Genomic DNA, 14,317 nt, shown 5'->3' with positions numbered 1-14,317 from the left:
TGGACTTGCGACCCCAATGGATAAGCCTGTGGCTGGTACCGGTTTTCGGCGCGATCATGGCACTGGCGTTCGTGGCCTTTCCGGGTTTCTGGCCGCCGATGCCACCCAGCATGACCGCGGTACAGGTCGCGGACTTCTACGCACAGCACACCGCGTCGATCCGGTTCTCGATGGTGACGTTCAACCTGTGCGCCATCATGCTGATCCCGTTCTTCATGACGATCGCCGTGCAGATCAAGCGAATGTCGTTGCCGAGTCACGTCTTGGCGTACAGCTACCTGGGTGCGGCCGCCACGGGCGCAACGCTGTTCGCCATTGCCGACGTCTTCTGGCTCATCGCGGCCTACCGACCGGGTCGGGATCCTCACCTGGTCCTGCTTCTCAACGACATGGCCTGGCTCGTTTTCACCGCACCGGTCGGGGCCGTCGTCGTCATGAATCTCTGTCTGGCGCTGGCGGTTCATCTGGACCGCCGGCCGGCGCCGATCTTCCCGCGGTGGGTCGCCGGTTTCAGCGTGGTCACCGCGGCGGCGATGACGCCCGCGGTGTGTGCGGTGGTCTTCACCGACGGGCCGCTGGCCTGGAACGGCATCGTGTCGTTCTGGCTGCGACTGGGCGCCTTCTGCCTGTATCTCGCCGTCATGTTCGTGGTGGTGCGGTCGGCGATCAGTGCCCAGGCGAGGGAGTCATGACGGTCGGCCTCGCAGACGCCCCGGCCTGGACGCACAAGCCGAAGGTCGACCAGTGGATCACGTGGTGGACGATCCCGGTGTTCTACAACATCTTCGGGCTCATCTTCGTGGTGCTGACGCGGGTGATGCCACCGCCGCGGCCCGACATCACGCCGGCGCAGATCGTGCAGTTCTTCGTCGACCACTCGCTGACCATCCGGATCGGGTTCGCGCTGCTGATGTTCTTCATCGGCTTCGCCAGCATTGCGAACGGGCTCATCGCGCAACAGATCAAACGGATGTCGGTCAGCCCCGTCTTCGCCTACGCCTACATCGGCGCCCTGGTGGTCGGCGGACTGCCAGGCTGCCTGATCCCGGCATTCGCATTCGTGGCGGCTGCGTTGCGGCCCGACCGGGATCCACAGATCATGGTGATGCTGTACGACTGGTGCCTGCTGTCGTTCGTCGGCTCACTGGGGTGCTTCTGCACCCAGAACATGGTGCTGGCGCTGGCGATATTCCTCGACCGCAACGCCATTCTGCCGAAATGGCTTGCCTACATGTCGATCTGGATGATCGTGACGGAACTGCTCGCCGGCCCGGTGTTCGTCTTCCGGTCCGGACCGTTGGCGTGGAACGGGTCCATCAGCTTCTATCTCGGCACGGTGATCTTCGTGGTGTGGGAGTTCTGCATGATCCGGCTGCTGTATGTGGCGATCAAGAATCAGTCGCCCGGCGAGCAGGTCCAGGACTGAACGATGACGGAAACTTCCACGCCTGCGGCCGATTCGATGACGAGGCCCAAACGGCAGCTGCCGGCCGACAAGGACCTCTGGGTGTTCGTCCTGGGCGACTTCGTGATCTTCGGCAGCTACTTTGTCATCTTCATGATCTCCCGCCACCAGGAACGGGACCTGTTCATCGAGTCGCAGCGGCACCTGAGCCTGAACATCGGTGTGGTCAACACCTTGGTGCTGCTGGCCAGTTCGTGGTTCGTGGCCCGTGCGGTGCAGCTGACTCGCGGTGGCGAATTCGACCGCGCGCGCAAGCTGACCATCGGCGGCGGGCTGTGCGGCGTGCTGTTCATGGTCGTCAAGGCTTATGAGTGGGCCGCCAAAAGCGCTCAGGGCCATACCTTTCCGAGCAACAACTTCTTCATGTACTACTACATGCTCACCGGCGTGCACCTGTTCCACGTCGCCATCGGCCTGGTATTTCTCGGCGTCGCCTATGCCGAGCTGCGCAACGGCAAGCGGGTTGCACATGTCGAGACGGGAGCGACCTACTGGCACATGGTCGACCTGCTCTGGGTCGTCATCTTCGCGCTGCTCTATGTGATGAGGTGACATGACTGCTGGCGCACGTACCACCGCCGTCTGGGCCGGACTGTCGGCGATCACCGTGGTGTCGTGGTTCCTGGCGCCCGCTCACCACACCGGGCCGGTGACCGCGAGCGTGGGTATCACCGTCGCGGTACTCGCGCTCGGGCTGATCAAGTCCCGCCTGATCATCCGGGAGTTCATGGAGGTGCGAACCGCGCCACGATGGTTGCAGTTGGCCACAGACGGCTGGCTTGTGGTGCTGTTCGGTGCGATCGTGGTGATCTATGTCTGGTGATCGCATGACCGACCCCGGGGCATGGGCCGACGTCGAGGCCATCAAGCAACTCAAAGCCCGGTACTGCCGGCTGCTCGACACCAAGGACTGGGAGGCCTGGCGGGACCTCTTCACCGACGACTTCGTCAGTGACACCAGCCGGGCGGGCGGCGAGATCATCAGCGGTGCAGATGAATTCGTGGCATTCCTGCGCCGGACGTTGGGTAAGCCATCGCAACCGACCGTCCACCAAGTGCACGCACCGGAGATAACACTGACGTCGCCGTCCACCGCTATGGGGGTGTGGGCGCTGAACGATGTCGTGCGGCTTGCTCCAGGGGTGAACCTGCGGGGCTACGGCCACTACCACGAAACCTACGAGAAGGCCGGCGGGCAGTGGCGGATCAAGACGTCCACTCTCACCCGGCTGCGCGAAGACGTGTTCAATGCTGTTTTCTCGGTGCGGATTCCGCCCCGCGTGCGTGACGCCGCGGCCCGGCGATTGCGCGGGCGCTAGCCGTCGGCCATCGGTTCGCCCCATTTCTCCCTGATGGCTCCCCACGGGTCGGTGTATCGGCCGGGCCGGCCGCGAAACGCGTCGTTGTGCTTCATGAACGCGCGGGCCAGTGGTGCCGCCAACCGCATCGGATAGCGCGCCACGCCCACCTCACGGCGGTAGTCGGCAATCATTTGATCCCACGAAATAGGCTGGAAATCAAGGGCTTTCTGCGCCCGCGATCATCTGTCGGGTGCTGTCGGTGTCGGTCAGGTCGGACCAGTAGACCGCGACGTTGTTCGGGAATCGCCGTGCCACTTTGCGATTCGCTTTCGAATCCCGACTGGTCGCCACCACCGGACGGCCCGACGCCGCCATCCGCAGGACGGTCTATTGCCCCACCAGGCCGAATGCGCCGGTGATCAGTACGGCGTCGGACGTCATTGTCCGGAATCCGGGTGCGCGCCCCGCTACTTCAGGCAGCCACCGAGGTCGATCGGCAGCGTGACACCGGTGATGTATCGCGCCTCGTCGGAGGCGAGGAACAGGACGGCATTACTGACATCGATGGCGTCGATCCAGGGCACCGGCATGGTGTGGAACATCTGGCAGATGGGCGCCATGTCGTCTGGGCCGGGGTTCTCCAGGTCGGGCCGGAACATCTTCCAGGTGCCCTCGTTCATGATCATGTCGGTGCTGACATGGGTCGGGTGCACCGAGTTGACCCGGATGTTGTGCTGGGCCAGCTCGACGCCGAAGGAGCGCATCAGGCCGACCACACCGTGCTTGGCGGCAACGTAGTTGCCGATCATCGGGTAGGACTTCAGACCACCGACCGAGCTGGTGAGGATGATGGAACCGCCGCGGCCCCCGGCGATGATATGTGGCACAGCAGCTTTCACGGATTTCCAGACACCGGTGAGGTTGATGTCGATCATCTCGTCCCAGTCGAGCTGGTTGGTCTCATGCAGCAGGTTGCCGCCGTTACCGATGCCTGCGTTGGCCACGATGATGTCCAGCCGGCCGAGCTGTTCCACGCCGCTGTCGACGGCGGACTTGAGGGCAGCGGCGTCGCGGACGTCGACTTCGGCGGTCACGATTCGCCGGTTGAGGCCCTTCACCAGGTCAGCGGTCTCAGCGAGGTCCTCGGGCGTGGACGCCGGGATCGCGGTCTCCTCGCCGGGGCGGATCGGCGCACAGATGTCGATCGCGATGATGTCGGCGCCCTCCTGGGCCAACCGGACCGCGTGGCTGCGGCCCTGCCCGCGGGCCGCCCCGGTGATGAACGCGACCTTGCCTTCGACTCTTCCGGTCATGTGATGCCTCAATTCCTCACTAGCAGTGGATGTTCAGGGATCTGGGGTCCGGCGCTAGAGCCGGAGGAGAGCTTCTTGCGCATAGGAGGCAACCAGTGCGCCCTCGGCGGTGAGAATGTCGCCGCGGCCGAAGCACCGGCCGTGCGCCGCCAGCGGGCTGTGCTGGCGCAGCAGCAGCCAGTCGTCGGTCCGGAACAGCCGGTGGAACCACAGCGTGTGTGAGGTCACCGCCGAGGTGAATGCGGTGCCGTTGCCGCGCTGGCTCAGTCCGTCCAGCGGACGGATCGCAGTGCCGATCAACGTCAGGTCGGTCGCGTACGCGGCGAGTGCCGGGGCGAGCTCCGAGTCAACGGCTGGGGTGCGCATCCATAGCGCGTACTCGGCCGGCCCGACCGCGGTCGTGTCGAGGCTGTCGGCAGAGCGGGTGTCCCACGGGATCAAATCAATCCGAGCCTCGTGCTCGGGGCCGAGAACCGTTGGCACGGTGTCGATGAACTGCTGATCGTGGCCGTCTTCGACGGCGTGCATCGAGATCGACGCTGTCGCGATCGCGCCCTTGCTCTGCGTGGCCGCGATCGACAGCGTCGCGAACGAGCGGCCCTCGTGGTGGCGCGTCACCGCGTAGGTGATCGGCTCGTCGGCGCGGCCTTCACGGGGGAACACCGCGTGGATCGATTTGATCGCCTTGTCGGGTGTGGACAGGCAGGCCGCGCGGACGAACTGCCCGAGGATCTGTCCGCCGAAAACCCGGTGGTACTCCAGCGTCTGGTTACGCCCCTCGAACAGGTCGTCGTCGTCAGACGACCGCGGAGCCAGATTCAGGCAATCGAGAAGATCGGTCCACAGGTCGGGCACCTATGCAGTGTAAGTCAAATTCTTGAAAGCGAGAACCCTATTCTCACTTTTGTGCGGCAAAACCGTTCGCGAGGAAGTCCCAGACCTCGTCGGTGGTGATGGGATGGGCGGTCGCTTCGTCGGCTCCGCCACTGGACTGCGCGATGAACATGACCGTCTGCATGGCCATCGCGGCCATGCGTCGCGGATTGACCGTCGAGCGCAATTCGCCTGCGGCGCTGGCGCTTTCCATCAGTTCGGTGAGGAGCGCCAACAGTGGTGCGTGGGCGATCTTCACCTCGGCCGGGTGAGTGACCAGGAGTCGGGGCGCGAAGTCGGTGAACAACGGTCGCTTGGCCGCGGGGTCGGGCCGGCACAGTTCGTAGAGCAGTTCGATGGCGATCTTCAGACGCTGCAGCGGATCTGTCTCGCCTTCGGTGGCGGCCCGGATCTGGTCGGCCGACCGGCTCAAGGCGTCTTCGAACAGCGCCAGCAGCAGTTCATGCTTGCCGTCGAATTGCAGGTAGAAGCTCCGCAGGGACTGACGCGAGCGGTCGACGACCTCCTGGACGGTGAAGTCCGTGCTGCCCTTTTCGATGATGATCGACTGGGCTGCGTCCAGGAATCGTTGGACGCGTTGGGCGGCGCGCAGTTTCGCGGTCTTGATGGAGCGCTCGACCGCGCGTTGCTTCCAGGCCGGATCTTCTGTCGGGCTGGTCATCATGCACCCATGTCATCAGCGGAGAACATGCATGAACTGTACCTGAGAAGGGCCTGGTAGTTGTTCGCCACGGGCCTTCTCATACTCCGTGTCAGAGATTGTAACTGTCCCATGACGAGAATGGTATTCTCCTGCGGGGATTGCCGGAAGGGTTTGTCGAGATGCAGCTGACGTTCGACGCGGAAGTCGAGGCATTTCGGGCGGAGTTCGTCGACTTCCTCGACACGCATCTGCCCCCGGAAGCCGAGTCGATCGAGCGGCCGCGGTCGACCGCGCACATCCCGGACTGGGCGCGTCGCTGGCAGTGCCTGTTGTTCGACAACGGCTGGCTGCTGCCGGGGAATCCGCCGGAGTTCGGTGGGCGCAACGCCACACTGCTGAAGCAGTACGTACATCAGGAGGAGATGTCCAGGCGCCGGATACACCACAGCTTCAATCCGCAGGGTGTCGGCATCATCGCGGCGTCGCTGTTGACGTTCGGTACACCGGATCAGCAGCACCGTTGGGCCGTGCCGATTCTGCGCGCCGAGAAGACGGCAGCGCTGGGCATGAGCGAACCCGGTGCGGGATCCGATCTCGCGTCCCTGTCCACGCGTGCGGTCCGCGACGGGGACCATTTCGTGCTCAACGGGCAGAAGGTCTGGACCTCCGGCGCTCACGACGCCGACGTCATCCTGGCCTTCGTCCGCACCGACCCCGACGCACCCAAGCACAAGGGCATCAGCGTGCTGCTGGTGCCGACCGACACCCCGGGCGTCGTGCGGCGGCCCTTCGCCTCGGCATGTGACGTCGACGATCTGGACTTCAACGAAGTGTTCTTCACCGACGCGCGGGTTCCTGTCGAGAACCTTCTCGGGCCGCTGAACGAGGGCTGGCGGGTCGCCAACGGCTCTCTGGGCCACGAGCGCACGATGTTGTGGATGTCGTTCGCCGACCGCCTGACGGACCTCGTCGCGGATCTCGAACCGACGACCGAGCGCGACCGGTCCCGGTTGGCCACATTGGTCATGGACAACCAGTCGTTGCGGCTGCTCGGTTCTGCCGCGCTGGCGCGCGCCGCACGGGGTGAGGAGGACGTGGCGAGGATGTCAGTGCTGAAACTCCTTGGCTCCGAGGCGGTGCAGACCGCGTCCGAGCTCGCGATGGACATCGCCGGCGCCGACGCGCTCAGCCATCCCGCCATGTCGTCGCCCTATGTGCCACTGAATCTCGACCCGCATGCTGGCAGCTGGTTCGACCGCTACGTCCGCAGCTTCGCCGGCACCATCGCCGGCGGCACCTCGGAAATCCAGCGCAACATCATCGCCCAGCGGGTGCTCGGCCTGCCGAGGTGACCGCCGGGCGACGTTGATCCTGCGGCGCTTGCGATTGAGCGTGCGTCTACGCAGACGACTACTCGAACAAATTCAGCGTCAGTGCACGATCAACGCGCACAAGGCAATTGCTAGTCAGATGCCCAGCATGGGCCACCCGAGGTGATCGCTACAGCTGCGCCAGCCGCGGTGCCGAGCCCCGGGCCCGCAGGCCGCCGCCGGCCTTCTTGGTGAGTTCCCGTGAGCTGCCGAGTAATCCGTCGAGAACCAGCACCCGCTTCATGTGGTGGTGAAAATCGTGTTCCGCGGTGAAACCGATGCCGGCAAGAACCTGCTGACAGTTCTTGGCCGCGGTCAGCGCTGTCTTGCCCGCGGCGGCCTTCGCGAGTAGCGCGACGAGGTCGGGACTGTCGGAAATCGGCAGGGCCAGAGTCGCTTCGGCGCCCTCGATGGCGACGAGGGTCTCGGCGAGCCGGTGCCGGACCGCCTGGAACCCCGCGAGGGGCCGACCGAACTGCACCCGGTCCAATGCATGTTGGCGGGCCAGCGACAGCATGGCCCGGGCCGCGCCGACGAGCCACCAACCCACGGCGATGCGGGCTTCGGCGACCCGAATGGGATAGCCCTCGTCCTCGCGTCGCAGGGGCAGTCCGCCCAGCGTCGAATCGACGCTCTTGGCGCTTCGGTCCCACACCACCCACGTGTTGCCGGTGTACGGCAGCGGCAATTCCACCGTGTCACCGATGGTGTTGCCGGTGGCGTGCAGCACCACATCCATGAGAACCGATGCGTGCGAGCCGGTCTCGCCGAGGAGGCGAAACATCAGCGGTACCGCTACGTCGGCCATGTCGGAGAGCATCTCGGCCCAACCGAGCTCGGTGAGTGCCGAGTCCAACTCCGGACCCGAGCAGGTCAACATCGTCTTGCGCAGCGTTTCTTCCAGCAGCGCGAGCGAGTCGGCGTCAAGGTGGGTGGACATGTCACTCCCTCCCGAGATCGAGCAGTCGGCGGGCGATGATGTTGCGCTGCACTTCGGCGGTGCCGCCGTAGATCGTGGCCGCGCGCGAGTACAGATATTCGGTGCGCCAGGGGGTTTCATCGAGTTCGATGACGCCGGGTAGCAGATCACGCGCCGCGTCGTAGAGCCGTTGTTCGGCACTGGCCAGCAACACTTTGTCGATCGAGGTGTCCGGCCCCAACTTGTGGCCCTCGGCCAGTCGGAGCTGGGTAGCGCGGGAGCGACAGCGCAGTGTATGTAGAGCCAGAAAGACCTCGCCCAGATCCGCATCCACGGGCTGTCCCTCGTTGCGGACCTCGTGGATCAACGCGTCGAATCGCGAGTACAGGTAGGCGATGCGCTGCCAGAAGCAGGTCGAGCGTTCGTAGGGGAGCAGGTCCATCGCGAGCTGCCAACCGTCACCGGGCTTGCCCAGCATCCGGCTCGCATCGACCTCGACGTCGTCGAAGTACACCTCGCAGAACTCGTCGATGTCGTGCATGGTGCGCAGCGGCCGCACCGTGATGCCGGGGGAGTCCATGTCGATGAAGAACGCGGTGATGGCTTGGTGATTCGGAGTGTCGGCGTCGCCGGTGCGGGTCAGCAGGATGCAGCGGTGCGAATACTGCGCGAAGCTCGTCCACACCTTCTGCCCGTTGATGATCCATTTGTCGCCGTGCTGGACGGCGCGGGTGGTCAACGACGCCAGGTCGCTCCCCGAGCCGGGCTCGGAAAACCCTTGGCACCATTGTTCTTCGCCGCTGAGCAGTTTGGGCACCATCTCGGCGGCCAACTCGGGTGACGCGTAGTCGATCATCGTCGGCGCCAGTACTTCGAGCATCGAGTACGGCCCGGGCTCGGCCAGCCGCCGGCCGACGACCTCCTCGCCGACGACGGCCCGCAGCATCGCCGGACCACCGAGCCCACCGGCGTGCTCGGGCCAGCCGTAGCGGCTCCAGGCGGCGTCATACAGCGCCTTCTGCACACGCGCGAACTGGCGTAGGTGCCCCTCGAGCGAGTGGTCGGGTCCTGGGGTCAGATCGTTTTCGTCGAGCCAGGCCGTGAGGCGAGCGCGGAATTCGGAGACGTCGGAGATCACGGGCGGGGGCGACCCACTGCGTGCGGCTTGCCGGAGTCGTGGTCGCCACTGCGCCGGATGAAAGTCATTGCCCTGGTGCGCAATCGCCAGCCGTCGTCGGTACGGACGTAGGTGTCGCGGTAGTAGCCGATCCGCATGTCGTGGCTGGAATGCTCGACGAAGCACAGTGGCTGGGTTCCGGTCGCGCTGTCGCCATCGAGGTCGACGAGTGCGGTGCCCGTCATGAACAGGCCCTTGGGCGCCGCGTCCACCAGTTCGGGAAACCGGTCCAGCGGGTAGGTGTCGCCGAACGCACTGTAGGTGCCGTCGGGCGTGAACACCGACACGAGACCGTCGATGTCGCCCTGGGTGATGGTGACTGCGTACTTGGCGAGGAGCTGCTGTATCGCGACGATTTCGTCAGTTGTTGACATAGACCTTTCCCCCTTTCATCACGAAGCTGACGTGTTGCGTAACGCTGATGTCGGCCAACGGATCCGAGGGCACGGCGATGATGTCGGCCAGCAGTCCTTCGGCGATGCGCCCGCGGTCGGTGACGTTGAGCAGCTCGGCCGCCGTGGTGGTGGCACCCCGCAACACCGCGAGCGGCGGCAGGCCCAACTCGACCAGGGTGACGAGTTCGTCGGCGTTCTTGCCGTGCGGGATGGCCGGTGCATCGGTGCCGACCGCTACCTTCACCCCGGCTTCGTACGCGGCCAGGATCGACTTGCGGGCGATGGGGAACATCTCGGCCGCCTTGGCCTGCAGTTCCGGCGGAGCGTGCGAGACGTCCATCGCGTCGGCCAGGCGCCGGGTGCTGACCAGGAAGGTGCCGTGCTCGACCATCGAGGCGATGGCCTCGTCGTCGATCAGGAAGCCGTGCTCGATGCAGTCGATGCCGGCGTCGACTGCGTGCATCACCGCTTCGGCGCCGTGCGTGTGCGCGGCGACGCGCAGCCCTCGCCGGTGTGCCTCGTCGACGATCGCCCGCAACTCTTCGTCCGAATAGTGCTGTGCCCCAGGCGGACCGGTCATCGACATGACGCCGCCCGAACAGCAGACCTTGATCAACTGGGCCCCGTGCTTGATCTGATAGCGGACCGCCTTACGGATCTCGTCGACGCCGTTCGCGATGCCCTCCTCGATGGTCAGTTCCAGTGTGTTGGGAGCGAACGCCGCGAACATCGTCGGGTCCAGGTGGCCGCCGGTCGGGGTGATGGCGTGACCGGCCGGGACGATCCGCGGCCCGTCGATCCACCCGGCGTCGATCGCCCTGCCCAGGGCGACGTCGAGCAGGTACCCGCCCGTCTTGACGAACAAGCCGAGATTGCGCACCGTGGTGAATCCCGCGCGCAAGGTCCGGCGGGCGTTGCCGACGGCGCGCAGCACGCGCGTCGGCGGATCGTCCTGAACCTGGGACAGGCCGGGGTTTTCGCCCCGGCCGCCCATCAGGAGGTTGACCTCCATGTCCATCAAACCGGGCAGCAGGATCGCATCGCCGAGATCGATCACCTCGCCGTCGACCGGACCACCCACTCCCACGATCCGGTCACCGTCGACGCGGACGATGCCGGGGCGCACGATCTCCCCGGCGTCGACGTCAAGCAGCCCAGCGGCTTTCAGCGTGAGCACCGTCTAGACCACCGGCTCTCGCACCAGTTCGACCCACGCGGCCCCGCTGTCGAGGACACGCGGTTGCTTCCACACCTCGACCGGGAATGACACCATGACGACCGATTGCATCAGATGCATCAACCGCTTGGCGTCATCCGGCATGTCGTGCAACGGGAATCGGGCATCGAGGTAGACCATGACCTCTTCGAGCCGCGCCATGCCGACGTCGTAGAGGTCCTGCATCTCGGCCATGCTGGACGCCAGCCGCTTGGCGTAGCGCTCGGGTTCGGTCGCGAGAATCCAGTCGGAGAATCGCTCGAGATCGGCAAATTCGGCTGGAAGCAAAGGGGTCTCAGACATGCGCAACTCTCCCGTTGGTCTTCACCGACTGCTCGGACTTGTATTCGTCGACATACTTGTGCGCCGTGTGATGCAGGTGGCGCAGCAGAATCTCCTGATCGCACAACGGGAATTCGGTGACCGCCCGCGTGCCGATCTGCGTCTGGGTGGCCTCCAGGGTATTGGCGTCCTGCAGGGCGTACTCCTTGAACGTCACCGCGGCCAGTTCCTGCGACAGTCGTTGCCGCGTGTTCTTCGGCGGGACGAAGTAGAGGTTCGCCTCGAAGATGTGGCTGTCCACGCCTGTCGGCCAGTAGTTGTAGGTGAGGTACCAACCCGGAACCCACAGCAGCAGAGTGAAATTGGGGAAGAACTCGAAAGAGTCCTGGCCCCAGGTCTTCTGCCGGGCGGGGTTGACGGCCGGTGGCAGTTCATCGGGCAGAATGCCCTTGATGTCGGGCCGGTCCCACGGACCGAACAGGCCGCTGTGCAGAATCCGTTCGATCGGCTTGACCATATTGAGGTCCTTGGGCGGGCTCATGCCGCCCCAGGACGAAATCATCGAATGGTCGCCCTTGATGTCGTAGTGCAGTGCCTCGAAGCCGACCTTGGCGAGCTTGTCGGCCTCTTCCTTTGTCGCCTGCTTCATGTGCAGGATCGGTGCGTGGTAGAACTCGACGAACGCGTCGATGAACAGCTTCCAGTTCGCCTTGATGTCGGACCGGTAGCTGTAGACCTCGGTCATCTCGTGGAAGGGATAGCCCTCCAGGCCTTTTGCGAAATCGCCGAGGTATTCCTTCAGCGGCGCGGCGTCGTCATCGAAGTTGACGAAGATGAACCCCTCCCACACCTCGCAGCGCACGGGCTTGAGCGGATAGTCGGCCTTGTCGACGTCGAAGAACTCCTGTTCCTGCTGGATGAACGTCAGGTCGCCGTTGAGCGCGTAACGCCAGGCGTGGTACTTGCAGGTGAACTGGCGGCACGAGCCCGAGACCTCTTCGCCGGGATAGTCGTTCCACACCAGCTTGTTTCCGCGGTGCCGGCACATGTTGTAGAACGCGCGGACGGTCTCGTCTTTGTCCTTGACGATGATGATCGAGGTGCCGGCGCCGACCGAGGGCATCTCCCGGGTGAAGTAACTACCTACCTTGGGCAGCCGCTCGACGCGGCCGACGTGCAGCCAGGTCTTGCGGAAGATGGCCTGCTGCTCCAGCTTCCACTGCTCCGGGTCGATGGAGTCGGTGTAGTCGACCGGTGCTGTGCCCAGTTCGGGCCAGTTCTCGGTCCAGCTGCCTGCAGCGGGTTTGGGGAAGTGGGCCATATGTTTACGTCTCCTTGTCCAGCTCTACGCCAAATGTGTTGAAAGCCATAGCCAGTGCCGCATATGACCCGATGGTGAACATCAAATCCATGAGCTGACGCTCTTCGAGCCGCTCGCTCAGCGCTGACCAAGTGGCATCGGAAAGGTTGTATTTCTCGAGCAGTTCGTCGGCCGCGATCAGCACCGCTCGCTCGAAGTCGTCGCCGGCCTCGCCGCGGGTGACCGCGTCGATCTCGTCGTCGGTCAGCCCGACCTGCCGGCCGAGATTGACGTGCTGGGCCCATTCGTACTCACTGCCGGTCTGGTGCGCGACGCGCAGAATGGCGAGTTCGCGGACCCGGTCCGGCAGTGTCGAGGAGTACAGCAGATAGAAGCTGTACCGGAGGTAGGGCCTGGCGAGCTTCGGGTGGCGGGCGAGCGTGCCGATCAGATTGCTCACCTTTTCAGGATCGCGCTGCTCGTCCGATACGAGGCCTGCCAACGCTTTGTCGACCTCGTCGTCCCAGCGGTCTGCGGGAAGCGGGGGGAGGCGCATCAGGCCAGGTCCTCTCGTCGATGAGAATGGGATTCTCATTTCTGACTAATACATTTGCATGTTTCGTCGCCGTGGTCAACGCCGGGCCGAATTTTGGTTGGCGTGTTGCCTGGTCGGCGGGTATTTACGGCCGTAGACGTTGATTCTCGTGTAGCGAGAAGCTAGTTTTCATTTGTAGAGAACTAAGCGGGAGGAAGGCTGGTAATGAAGAAGGAAGACATGATCCTGATCAGCGTGGACGACCACTTGGTCGAACCGCCGGACATGTTCAAGAACCACCTGCCTGCGAAGTACCTCGATGAGGCGCCCCACCTGGTGCACAACGCCGATGGCAGCGACATGTGGAAGTTCCGCGACGTCGTCATTCCGAACGTCGCGCTCAACGCGGTCGCCGGCCGGCCCAAAGAGGAGTACGGACTCGAGCCGCAGGGGCTCGATGAGATCCGGCCGGGCTGCTACAACGTCGACGAACGCGTCAAGGACATGAATGCCGGCGGCATCCTGGGCTCCATCTGCTTCCCGTCGTTTCCCGGGTTCGCCGGCCGGTTGTTCGCGACCGAGGACGAGGATTTCTCGCTGGCGCTGGTTCAGGCCTACAACGACTGGCACATCGATGAGTGGTGTGGCGCCTACCCGGCCCGCTTCATCCCGATGGCCATCCCAGTGATCTGGAGCGCCGAGAAGTGCGCGCAGGAGGTGCGGCGCGTGGCCAAGAAGGGCGTCCACGCGCTGACGTTCACCGAGAATCCGGCTGCCATGGGATATCCCAGCTTCCACGACCCGTACTGGAATCCGCTGTGGGAAGCGCTGTGCGACACCGGAACCGTGATGAACGTCCACATCGGCTCGTCGGGCAAGCTGGTCGTCACCGCGCCGGACGCCCCGATGGACGTCATGATCACCCTGCAGCCCATGAACATCGTGCAGGCCGCCGCGGATCTGCTGTGGTCGCGGCCCATCAAGGAGTACCCGGACCTCAAGATCGCGCTGTCCGAGGGCGGTACCGGGTGGATTCCATACTTCCTCGAGCGCGCGGACCGCACCTACGAGATGCACTCGACGTGGACCAAGCAGGACTTCAAGGGCAAGGTGCCCAGTGACGTGTTCCGTGAGCACTTCCTGACCTGCTTCATCAGTGACCCGGTGGGCGTCGCGCTGCGCAACAACATCGGGATCGACAACATCTGTTGGGAAGCCGACTACCCGCACAGCGACTCGATGTGGCCGGGTGCGCCGGAAGAACTGTGGGATGTGTTGTCCGCCAACAGTGTTCCCGACGACGAGATCAACAAGATCACCCACGAGAACGCGATGCGCTGGTACAACTTCGATCCGTTTCGGCACATTTCACGCGAGCAGGCCACGGTGGGCGCGCTGCGCAAGGCGGCCGAGGGACACGACGTGTCGATCCAGGCACTGAGCCATCACGCCCAGGGCGCTCGGGGTGAAGCGCTGCACGCTGCCGCGGAGGCCAACAGTTGACCCC

The 14,317-nt window shown here is 64.4% G+C and carries 18 protein-coding genes; 7 read left to right on the top strand and 11 right to left on the bottom strand.

The features are described 5' to 3' along the window. The first annotated feature begins 56 nt into the window (after window positions 1–56). The 5 genes from H289_RS0120140 to H289_RS0120120 are packed head-to-tail and all read left to right on the top strand — an operon-like array spanning window position 57 to window position 2,784. Window positions 57–692 (top strand): hypothetical protein, encoded by a 636-nt coding sequence (locus H289_RS0120140; protein WP_020102623.1) that lies wholly within the window; start codon window positions 57–59, stop codon window positions 690–692. Continuing rightward, complete coding sequence (locus tag H289_RS0120135; protein ID WP_020102622.1) at window positions 689–1,426, top strand: hypothetical protein; 738 nt, start codon at window positions 689–691, stop codon at window positions 1,424–1,426. Before H289_RS0120140 ends, H289_RS0120135 begins: the two co-directional genes overlap by 4 nt. 3 nt (window positions 1,427–1,429) lie before the next feature. Further along, a complete protein-coding gene (locus tag H289_RS0120130; RefSeq protein ID WP_020102621.1) occupies window positions 1,430–2,017 on the top strand; it encodes a cytochrome c oxidase subunit 3 in 588 nt (195 codons plus the stop codon). Between the two features lies 1 nt (window position 2,018). After that, window positions 2,019–2,288 carry a cytochrome C oxidase subunit IV family protein gene (locus H289_RS0120125; protein ID WP_020102620.1) on the top strand — a complete coding sequence of 90 codons (270 nt, stop codon included), beginning with the start codon at window positions 2,019–2,021 and terminating at the stop codon, window positions 2,286–2,288. A 4-nt stretch (window positions 2,289–2,292) separates the two neighbouring features. Further along, window positions 2,293–2,784 (top strand): nuclear transport factor 2 family protein, encoded by a 492-nt coding sequence (locus H289_RS0120120; RefSeq protein WP_020102619.1) that lies wholly within the window; start codon window positions 2,293–2,295, stop codon window positions 2,782–2,784. Here the strand turns inward: H289_RS0120120 and H289_RS33110 are convergent. From H289_RS33110 to H289_RS0120095, 4 genes are all read right to left on the bottom strand, one after another. Continuing rightward, the gene (locus tag H289_RS33110) at window positions 2,781–2,957 is read right to left on the bottom strand and encodes a hypothetical protein (RefSeq protein WP_155944186.1); all 177 of its coding nucleotides are present in this window, start codon (window positions 2,955–2,957) and stop codon (window positions 2,781–2,783) included. The two genes, H289_RS0120120 and H289_RS33110, sit on opposite strands and share 4 nt — an antisense overlap. Before the next feature lie 276 nt (window positions 2,958–3,233). Next, complete coding sequence (locus tag H289_RS0120105) at window positions 3,234–4,079, bottom strand: mycofactocin-coupled SDR family oxidoreductase (RefSeq protein ID WP_020102618.1); 846 nt, start codon at window positions 4,077–4,079, stop codon at window positions 3,234–3,236. A gap of 54 nt (window positions 4,080–4,133) precedes the next feature. Continuing rightward, complete coding sequence (locus H289_RS0120100) at window positions 4,134–4,934, bottom strand: acyl-CoA thioesterase (protein ID WP_020102617.1); 801 nt, start codon at window positions 4,932–4,934, stop codon at window positions 4,134–4,136. A gap of 43 nt (window positions 4,935–4,977) precedes the next feature. Further along, window positions 4,978–5,634, bottom strand: a complete 657-nt coding sequence (locus tag H289_RS0120095) for a TetR/AcrR family transcriptional regulator (protein ID WP_029105489.1) — start codon at window positions 5,632–5,634, stop codon at window positions 4,978–4,980. Window positions 5,635–5,795: 161 nt separating this feature from the next. Between H289_RS0120095 and H289_RS0120090 the strand changes: the two genes are divergently transcribed. Next, on the top strand, window positions 5,796–6,968 hold the full coding sequence (locus H289_RS0120090; protein ID WP_020102615.1) for an acyl-CoA dehydrogenase family protein: 1,173 nt from the start codon (window positions 5,796–5,798) through the stop codon (window positions 6,966–6,968). A 148-nt stretch (window positions 6,969–7,116) separates the two neighbouring features. Here the strand turns inward: H289_RS0120090 and H289_RS0120085 are convergent, their stop codons facing one another. Genes H289_RS0120085 through H289_RS0120055 form a run of 7 tightly spaced genes read right to left on the bottom strand, consistent with a single transcriptional unit; the run spans window position 7,117 to window position 12,831 of the window. Continuing rightward, a complete protein-coding gene (locus tag H289_RS0120085; protein ID WP_020102614.1) occupies window positions 7,117–7,926 on the bottom strand; it encodes an acyl-CoA dehydrogenase family protein in 810 nt (269 codons plus the stop codon). Window position 7,927: 1 nt separating this feature from the next. Further along, the gene (locus tag H289_RS0120080) at window positions 7,928–9,043 is read right to left on the bottom strand and encodes an acyl-CoA dehydrogenase family protein (protein WP_020102613.1); all 1,116 of its coding nucleotides are present in this window, start codon (window positions 9,041–9,043) and stop codon (window positions 7,928–7,930) included. Beyond that, complete coding sequence (locus H289_RS0120075) at window positions 9,040–9,456, bottom strand: nuclear transport factor 2 family protein (protein ID WP_020102612.1); 417 nt, start codon at window positions 9,454–9,456, stop codon at window positions 9,040–9,042. Before H289_RS0120075 ends, H289_RS0120080 begins: the two co-directional genes overlap by 4 nt. Then, complete coding sequence (locus H289_RS0120070; protein ID WP_020102611.1) at window positions 9,443–10,654, bottom strand: metal-dependent hydrolase family protein; 1,212 nt, start codon at window positions 10,652–10,654, stop codon at window positions 9,443–9,445. The genes H289_RS0120075 and H289_RS0120070 overlap by 14 nt, the downstream gene beginning before the upstream one ends. Window positions 10,655–10,657: 3 nt before the next feature. Continuing rightward, entirely contained in the window at window positions 10,658–10,996 is a 339-nt protein-coding gene (locus H289_RS0120065) for a hypothetical protein (protein WP_020102610.1), read from the bottom strand. Beyond that, window positions 10,989–12,296 (bottom strand): aromatic ring-hydroxylating oxygenase subunit alpha, encoded by a 1,308-nt coding sequence (locus H289_RS0120060; RefSeq protein ID WP_020102609.1) that lies wholly within the window; start codon window positions 12,294–12,296, stop codon window positions 10,989–10,991. Before H289_RS0120060 ends, H289_RS0120065 begins: the two co-directional genes overlap by 8 nt. Window positions 12,297–12,300: 4 nt before the next feature. Then, a complete protein-coding gene (locus H289_RS0120055) occupies window positions 12,301–12,831 on the bottom strand; it encodes a carboxymuconolactone decarboxylase family protein (protein WP_020102608.1) in 531 nt (176 codons plus the stop codon). A 204-nt stretch (window positions 12,832–13,035) separates the two neighbouring features. Here H289_RS0120055 and H289_RS0120050 point away from each other — a divergent pair, with 204 nt between their 5' ends. After that, the gene (locus H289_RS0120050; protein ID WP_020102607.1) at window positions 13,036–14,313 is read left to right on the top strand and encodes an amidohydrolase family protein; all 1,278 of its coding nucleotides are present in this window, start codon (window positions 13,036–13,038) and stop codon (window positions 14,311–14,313) included. Window positions 14,314–14,317 lie beyond the last annotated feature (4 nt).

The sequence above is a fragment of the Mycobacterium sp. 360MFTsu5.1 genome, from assembly GCF_000383495.1.
GTDB lineage: Bacteria > Actinomycetota > Actinomycetes > Mycobacteriales > Mycobacteriaceae > Mycobacterium > Mycobacterium mucogenicum_B.
This window is presented reverse-complemented; position numbering and strand designations above follow the sequence as displayed.

What these genes read in the sequence shown, in the direction of transcription:
- H289_RS0120140 (WP_020102623.1), top strand. Translation starts at nt 57, where the DNA reads ATGGCACTGGCGTTCGTGGCCTTTCCGGGTTTCTGGCCGCCGATGCCA.
- H289_RS0120135 (WP_020102622.1), top strand. Translation starts at nt 689, where the DNA reads ATGACGGTCGGCCTCGCAGACGCCCCGGCCTGGACGCACAAGCCGAAG.
- H289_RS0120130 (WP_020102621.1), top strand. Translation starts at nt 1,430, where the DNA reads ATGACGGAAACTTCCACGCCTGCGGCCGATTCGATGACGAGGCCCAAA.
- H289_RS0120125 (WP_020102620.1), top strand. Translation starts at nt 2,019, where the DNA reads ATGACTGCTGGCGCACGTACCACCGCCGTCTGGGCCGGACTGTCGGCG.
- H289_RS0120120 (WP_020102619.1), top strand. Translation starts at nt 2,293, where the DNA reads ATGACCGACCCCGGGGCATGGGCCGACGTCGAGGCCATCAAGCAACTC.
- H289_RS33110 (WP_155944186.1), bottom strand. Translation starts at nt 2,957, where the DNA reads ATGATTGCCGACTACCGCCGTGAGGTGGGCGTGGCGCGCTATCCGATG.
- H289_RS0120105 (WP_020102618.1), bottom strand. Translation starts at nt 4,079, where the DNA reads ATGACCGGAAGAGTCGAAGGCAAGGTCGCGTTCATCACCGGGGCGGCC.
- H289_RS0120095 (WP_029105489.1), bottom strand. Translation starts at nt 5,634, where the DNA reads ATGACCAGCCCGACAGAAGATCCGGCCTGGAAGCAACGCGCGGTCGAG.
- H289_RS0120090 (WP_020102615.1), top strand. Translation starts at nt 5,796, where the DNA reads ATGCAGCTGACGTTCGACGCGGAAGTCGAGGCATTTCGGGCGGAGTTC.
- H289_RS0120085 (WP_020102614.1), bottom strand. Translation starts at nt 7,926, where the DNA reads ATGTCCACCCACCTTGACGCCGACTCGCTCGCGCTGCTGGAAGAAACG.
- H289_RS0120075 (WP_020102612.1), bottom strand. Translation starts at nt 9,456, where the DNA reads ATGTCAACAACTGACGAAATCGTCGCGATACAGCAGCTCCTCGCCAAG.
- H289_RS0120065 (WP_020102610.1), bottom strand. Translation starts at nt 10,996, where the DNA reads ATGTCTGAGACCCCTTTGCTTCCAGCCGAATTTGCCGATCTCGAGCGA.
- H289_RS0120060 (WP_020102609.1), bottom strand. Translation starts at nt 12,296, where the DNA reads ATGGCCCACTTCCCCAAACCCGCTGCAGGCAGCTGGACCGAGAACTGG.
- H289_RS0120055 (WP_020102608.1), bottom strand. Translation starts at nt 12,831, where the DNA reads ATGCGCCTCCCCCCGCTTCCCGCAGACCGCTGGGACGACGAGGTCGAC.
- H289_RS0120050 (WP_020102607.1), top strand. Translation starts at nt 13,036, where the DNA reads ATGAAGAAGGAAGACATGATCCTGATCAGCGTGGACGACCACTTGGTC.